The sequence below is a fragment of the Plasticicumulans sp. genome (assembly GCF_035331805.1).
In the GTDB taxonomy this organism is placed as follows: Bacteria; Pseudomonadota; Gammaproteobacteria; order Competibacterales; family Competibacteraceae; genus Plasticicumulans.
In genome coordinates this window covers 1-6,630 of record NZ_DAOLKE010000197.1, presented here as the reverse complement: position 1 = coordinate 6,630, position 6,630 = coordinate 1, and the positions used below count along the sequence as shown (strand labels likewise).

Here is a 6,630-nt window from a genome sequence, read left to right as displayed (position 1 = left end):
CGGTGAACCGCGGGCCGTGGCTGGGATTGACGATTTCGTCGTCGGCGGACATCGGCACTACCTCGATCGCGAAACGGCCGGCTCGGGCCGCGGAAGGCGTGCGAGTGTGCGCGGGCTGTGTGACGGGGGGTTTGCAGCGCACTTCACTCCACGGCGCTCAGGTGCGTGCAGCCGCGACATCATCGTCCCGGGGGCGAGCAGGACTTCCCGGCCGCAATGATCCGGGCAGCCTCTCCGTGCTGGCGGACTGCGAAGTGCGCCGGTGCAGGCTCGGGCCTGGGTCGTGGTGGTTCTTGCGAAGTGCGCGAACGCTTTTCGGGCCGCCTCGCCTTCGACGTACTGCCGGCCGTGGACGAGGAGGTCAGCTTCCGGCTGCGAAGAGGTGTTCGCGGTGCAGGTTCATGTCGGGTGTTCTGGAAGCGGCTCATCCGTGAACAGCCGGACATAGGGCTCGTAGCGGAATCTGCGGTTGCGTGCATAACCCGTCATTTCCGCCAGCACGCCCAGTCCGGCCAGACGCGCCACCAGGGTGTTGGCCGCCGCATACGTGGTTCCAGTCAGTGTCTGCACGTCTGCCACCGTCACGATGGGACGGTTGAACAGGCTTTCCAGTACCCGGTGTCCATTGCCTGCGGCACGGCCAAGCCGGTCAGTGATCGCGCTGCGATGCTGCTCCCGCAACAGCTGGATGCGGCGTGCCGTCTCGGTCGCTTCCCCTGCCACCTCGCTCACGCCTCGCAGGAAGAAAGCCAGCCACCTTTCCCATTCGCCACGGTCGCGCACCGCCTGCAGGTGTTCGTAGTAAGCCTGTCGATGCCGGCGGAAATAGTGCGACAGGTAGAGCACGGGTTTGTGCAGCACGCCGCGCTCCGTCAGCAGGAAGGTGATCAGCAGCCGGCCCACGCGGCCGTTGCCGTCGAGGAAAGGGTGAATGGTTTCAAACTGCACATGCGCCAGTGCGATCTTCACCAGCGGCGGCAGCTCATCCTCCTGATGCAGGAACTTTTCCAGCTCCCCGAGGATTCGCGGCACTTCCTCGTGCGGAGGCGGCACGAAACTGGCGGTCGCCAGAGTGCAACCTGCCGGACCGATCCAGTTCTGGCTGCGACGCAGCTCACCGGGTGTCAGCCGGCCGCCGCGCACGCCCTGCATGAGTTCGGCATGGATTTCACGAATCAGTCGTACCGATACGGGCAGCTCGGCCAGTCGTGTCAGTCCGAGCCGCATGGCGCGTACGTAGTTCACGACTTCGTCGACGTCACGCGGCATGTGCTCGTTGAACAGTTCGGCTTCGGCCGCCAGCAGGTCTTGCAGCGAGCTTTGCGTGCCTTCGATCTGACTCGAAAGTACGGCCTCCTTGCGCACGTACATGAAGACGAACAGATCGGGGTTCGGCAGCGTGAGCACCGAGCCGTCCAGTCGTCCGAGCGCGCGATCGGCCTGGGACAGCAGGCTTTGCAGTTCTCCGTGCAGGGCAAGCGGTGGGTCGGGTGGCAGCGGGGCGGGGATGAACGCACGGTAACCGGTCGGCTGACGCATGTAGCGGCCCGCGCGGCCCGACGGCACCGGGGTGTCCATGTGCATTCCTCGCTTGCCCACGCGGGTCAGATGACTGCATATGATAGTCTGCGTTTAGCATGGCGACGAGGAAGTGCCTTGATCAAGGCTGGCTTGCGCTCGGCAAACTCATTTCCCGGCCTCCACCGGCGCCAGCATGTTCATGATCAGGCGGATCAGCGTTTCCTTCTGCGCCGGTGCCGATTCGGCTACCAGCAGACACAGCGCTGCCAGCCCGATGTCGTTGATGACCGGCTCGCCGCGCGCATCGAGCAGGCGGCGGTTGCGGTGCAGGAAATCCACGAACAGATACGCCGCGCTGCGCTTGTTACCGTCCGCGAACGGGTGGTTCTTGATCACGAAATACAGCAGGTGCGCGGCTTTCGATTCGACGCTCGCATACACCGGCTCGCCGAAGGCGGTCTGGTCGAGATTGCCGAGCAGGGCTTCCAGTCCGTCGCCGCGTTCGCGCGCGAACAGTTCGCCGGCCTCACCGCGGGCCTGCAGCCCGGCTTTCAGTTCCGCCAGCGCCGTGCGCGCTTCGGCTGGCGTCGGCAGGCAGCCGCCGGCCTGCGTTGCCGGTTCGGTCAGCAGGCCTTCGTCGTAGCGCTGCAGCAGCGCGAAGGTCTGCGCGTAGCGGCTGACGATGTCGACCAGCCCGCGGCCCTGATCGGCGCTCAGTTCCGGCAGCCGGGCGGTGTGGCGCACCAGCAGCAGTGCCGCTTCCAGCTCGCGGGCGTTGGTCTCCAGCCGCTGGCGGCTGAGGGTGTAGCCGCGCGTAAGGTGCTCGCGCAGCACGCCGGTCGCCCACTGCCGGAAGCGCACGCCTTCCGGCGACTTGACCCGGTAGCCGACCGAGATGATGACGTCGAGGTTGTAAAACGCGACCGGCTTGTCGGAGCCGGGAATGTGCAGATTTTGCACATTGCTTTCCGGTGCCAGTTCGCCCTCGGCAAACAGGTTGCGGATATGCCGGCCGATCACCGTGCGATCCCGCCCGAACAGCACCGCCATCTGCTCCTGCCGCAGCCAGACGCTGTCGCCATCGAGCCGTACTTCCACCGCGCCTGCGGCGTTCCGATAGATCTGCAGTTCGCTCATTCGGCCAGTCCTCCGGACATGCGCACGCTGTTCGCGACGCCGCCTGCAAGGATGCACGACGACAGGGCCTGCGGGTTCATGCGGGGTTCGGAGCGGCTGGCGGGGAAAAGGGCGGTCGGCACGGAAGACCGGGCGCGGAGTGTGCCGGCCGCTCAGGTCGCAAACCACCAGTCAATGCCCTCGCGCCGGCCGAGCGCGGCGAGCTGGGTGCGGATTGCTGGCTTCTTCGCGCCCTGCGAGACGGTCACGAGGATCGCGGCATCGGCGTGGGCAGAGGCGGCCTCGGGGGCCAGCACCGGCAGGTCGCGCTTGCGCCCGGCGCGCTTGCGCGGGTCGAGATCGACGAAGGCGCGGATGCGCACGCCCTGCGCCGTGAGCGCGTCGTGCAGGCGGCCGCCGGTCTTCGTCGCGCCCCACAGCAGCACCTCGCGCCCGCCGAGCACGACGGCGAGCGCCGGGGCTTTCACCGCGATCAGGTTCGCGCGGGCGCAGCGCGGGTCACGGCGGGTCAGGCGCTGCGGGTGTTCGCGCCAGTCGAGCAGCACGCCATCGGCGGGCTTGGCCATCGTCAGGCCGGCCAGGTGGGCGCGCAGCAGCCAGTCGTAATCCTCCGGCCACGGGCCATCGCGATACGGCCCGACCCGCGTCCAGGCCGTGCGCCGGATCAGCCAGCCGGGATGCGGCAGCGGCGCTTCGATGAACAGCTCGCGGGCGATGTCGGCCGGCTCGCAGAGCGCGTTCAGCCATTGCCGGTACGCGAGGCCGCCCGGAGGCGGCGGACCGCCGTCGGGCTGCAGCAGCTCGACCTGCACGCCGCAGATCGCCACCTCCGGGCGCGCCGCCAGCAGCGCGAGCTGGCGCTCGAAGCGCTGCGGCCGGCAGCGGTCGTCGGCGTCCATGCGCGCCAGAAACGCGCCTTGCGCCTGCGCCATGCCGTGGTTGAGCGCCGCGACCAGCCCGCGGCCGGGGTTGGCGAGCACGCGCAGGCGCGCATCCGGCGGCAGGCGGGCGATGGCGTCGTCGGTCGAGCCGTCGTCGATCAGCAGCAGCTCGAAGTCGCCGAAGCTCTGTGCTCGCACGCTGTCGACGGCCTCGCGCAGCCAGTCGCCGCCGTCGCGCACCGGCAGGATCACCGAAATCGCGGGCGTCATCGGCGGCTGAGCGAGGGGTGAATGCGGCGCGCGGGGCGGCGCAATCCACGGGCGGCTGCACGGTTCGGGGCGGGAAAGGCGAGGGGGGCAGGGTCTTGCAAGAGCACTCCGGAAGTCTGCTGCGCTTGCCGCTTGCTGGCCGTCGCGGACCGGCGCAGCATCGGCGGCCCGCAAGTGTCCTCGCCGGAACCTGCGTCGGGGATCGCGGACTCCGCAAGGGCAGAACCGCCTGGCCGCCGGGGCGCCCCGGCCGCAATGGCGGGCCGTGCCGGTCACGTTCTGATGTCATGCATTGCCCTTCCCCCCGGCGGACCGGGGAGAAACGGCCGGGCCGGCGCGCTGCGCAGGCTCGTCCGCACGCAGGTTCCGCCCGTCCGATCGCCAGCCCCGCTGGGTTTCGCCCGGAGTTTCGCAATGCCGGACACCGACTGGAAGCAGCGTTATTTCGATGTGCTCGCCGAGCACGAGCAGGCCGAGGCGGCGTGGAAGGCGCGTGAGGAGATGCTCGGCTTCGCGGTCAACCGGCTGTCGCTGCTCGGGCAGGGGCTGGATGCGCGGCTCGATCCGCACCTCGAAAGCCTGCGTGCCGGCCTGCGCCGCGGCGACAGCACCGAGCGGCTGCGCGCCGAGGCCGGGCGCCTCGCCGATCTGCTCGACGAGCTGCGCCGCCTCGGTCATGCCGGTCGCGATGACGAACTGCTGCACCTGCTCGAACTGCTGCGCCTGCCGCCGTCGCGGCGCAAGGCGCTCGATCCGCTGGCCGTGCGCGTGCGCCAGACGCAGCCGCCGCGCGGCGAACTGATCGAGGCGATCGCCGCCGAGCTGAACCACATCCTGCTCGATCCCTCGCGCGCCCCGCTCGCCGCCGGCCTGCCGGCACCCGGCAGCCTCGCGGGCGAGGACCTCGACGGCGCGCCGCCGGAAGCCGAACCGGAACGCAGCGGTCGCACGCTGACCGATCTGCTCGCGGCGCTGCGCCTGCCGTGGACGCCGGAACTCGAACTCGCGCGCGAGACCCTGCGCCAGCGGCTCGCGCAGCCGGTGCCGGCCGCGGCCTGGCCGCAGGCGATCGAGGCCGGGGCCGAGCTGCTGAACCGGGCGCTGGCCGCGCTCGGCGGCGAGCGCGAGGAACTGCACGGCTTCATCGCGCTGGTCACCGAGCGTCTGGCCGGGCTGGAGCGCTACGTCGCCGGCGAGCGTGACGATCTCTCGCAGGCGCGCGGCGGCAGCGCGGCCTTCGGCGCGGCGTTCGAGGCCGGCATGCACGAGCTGCGCAGCGGCGTCGGCAGCGCCGACGGACTCGCGGCGCTCAAGCGCACCGTGCTCGGCCACGTCGAGCGCCTCGATCACGCGCTGCAGAGCTTCCGCGCCGAGGAGGAACAGCGGCTCAGCGAGTTCGGCACGCGCATCGAGAGCCTGTCCGAGCAGATCTCGCGCCTCGGCGGCGAGACGCACGCGCTGCGCAGCGCCCTGGTCGATCGCGACCAGCGCCTGCGCCGCGACCCGCTGACCGGCATCGGCAACCGCCGTGCCTGGGACGAGGCGCTCGCGGCCGCCGTCGAGCGCTGGCTGCGTCACGGCCGGCCGCTGACGCTGGCGCTGTGGGACATCGACTGGTTCAAGCGCATCAACGACCGGCTCGGCCACGCCGCCGGCGACCGCGTGCTGACTGGCGTCGCGCACCTGCTGGCCGGGGGCCTGCGCGCCGAGGACACGCTGGCGCGCTACGGCGGCGAGGAATTCGCGCTGCTGCTGCCGGCCACGCCGCCCGATGAGGCGCTGCAGATCTGCGAGCGCATCCGCGCCGCCATCGCCACCAGCGAGTTTGCCGTCGAGGGCGGCAGCGTGCCGGTGACGGTGTCGTGCGGGCTGACCGGCTTCCGGCCCGGCGACGGCGTGCGCAGCGCCTTCGCGCGTGCCGACGCCGCGCTGTACGCGGCCAAGCGCGGCGGGCGCAACCGCTGCGTGATGGCAGAGTCATGATGCGCCGCCGCTGCGGGCTGCTCGCGGCCTGCGTCGTGATCGTGGCCGCGGCGCTGGCGGCCGGCGGCGGCTGCGAGACGGTGGCGTTCTACTCGCAGGCCGCGCACGGCCAGTTCGAGATGCTGGCGGCGCGGCGCGATTTCGCCGCGGTCGCCAATGATCCGCAGACCGCGCCGGATCTGCGCACGCGGCTCAACGAGATCGCCGACCTGCGCCGCTTCGCCGTCGATGTGCTGCATCTGCCCGATGATGGCGCCTACACGCGCTACGCCGCGCTGCAGCGCCCGGCAGCGGTGTGGACCGTGGTCGCGACGCCGCCGCTGTCGCTCGCGCCGCGCCTGCACTGCTTCCCGATCGCCGGCTGCGTGCCGTACCGCGGCTGGTTCGAGGCCGAGGCGGCCGACGCCGAGGCCGGGCGGCTGCGCGCCGCCGGCGATGATGTCTCGCTCGGCGCCGTGCCGGCGTATTCCTCGCTCGGCTGGTTCGACGACCCGGTGCTCGACACCTTCGTGCAGTGGCCGCTCGGGCGGCTGGCCGAACTGATCTGCCACGAACTCGCGCACCGCAAGCTGTATCTGGCCGGCGATGCCGCGTTCAACGAGGCCTACGCCACCGCGGTCGGCCGGCTCGGGGCCGAAGCCTGGTTGCGCGCGCGCGGGCGCAGCGATGAACTCGCGGCCTGGCAGGCCGAGCGCGCGCTGCAGGCCGAACTGCGCAGCGTGCTGCTCGCCACGCGCAGCGAACTGGCGACGCTGTACGACGGCCCGCTGCCCGAGGCCGGCAAGCGTGCCGCCAAGGCGCGCATCCTCGCCGCCGCGCAGGCCCGCTACGTCGCGGT

Annotated in this window: 5 protein-coding genes; 2 read left to right on the top strand and 3 right to left on the bottom strand. The window is 71.0% G+C overall.

The window, feature by feature from the left end:
- Positions 1-399: 399 nt before the first annotated feature.
- The 3 genes from PKE44_RS13145 to PKE44_RS13135 all read right to left on the bottom strand — a co-directional run bounded on the left by PKE44_RS13145 (position 400) and on the right by PKE44_RS13135 (position 3,809).
- The gene (locus PKE44_RS13145; RefSeq protein WP_324551919.1) at positions 400-1,578 is read right to left on the bottom strand and encodes a Fic family protein; all 1,179 of its coding nucleotides are present in this window, start codon (positions 1,576-1,578) and stop codon (positions 400-402) included.
- Positions 1,579-1,686: 108 nt separating this feature from the next.
- Positions 1,687-2,658: a virulence protein RhuM/Fic/DOC family protein gene (locus tag PKE44_RS13140; protein ID WP_324551917.1), complete on the bottom strand. Its 972-nt coding sequence runs from the start codon at positions 2,656-2,658 to the stop codon at positions 1,687-1,689.
- A 152-nt stretch (positions 2,659-2,810) separates the two neighbouring features.
- Entirely contained in the window at positions 2,811-3,809 is a 999-nt protein-coding gene (locus PKE44_RS13135) for a glycosyltransferase family 2 protein (protein WP_324551916.1), read from the bottom strand.
- Positions 3,810-4,223: 414 nt separating this feature from the next.
- Between PKE44_RS13135 and PKE44_RS13130 the strand changes: the two genes are divergently transcribed.
- Positions 4,224-5,792 carry a GGDEF domain-containing protein gene (locus PKE44_RS13130; protein ID WP_324551914.1) on the top strand — a complete coding sequence of 523 codons (1,569 nt, stop codon included), beginning with the start codon at positions 4,224-4,226 and terminating at the stop codon, positions 5,790-5,792.
- Positions 5,792-6,630: aminopeptidase (locus tag PKE44_RS13125; RefSeq protein ID WP_324551912.1), on the top strand; the 839-nt coding region annotated here is incomplete at its 3' end. The genes PKE44_RS13130 and PKE44_RS13125, both read left to right, overlap by 1 nt.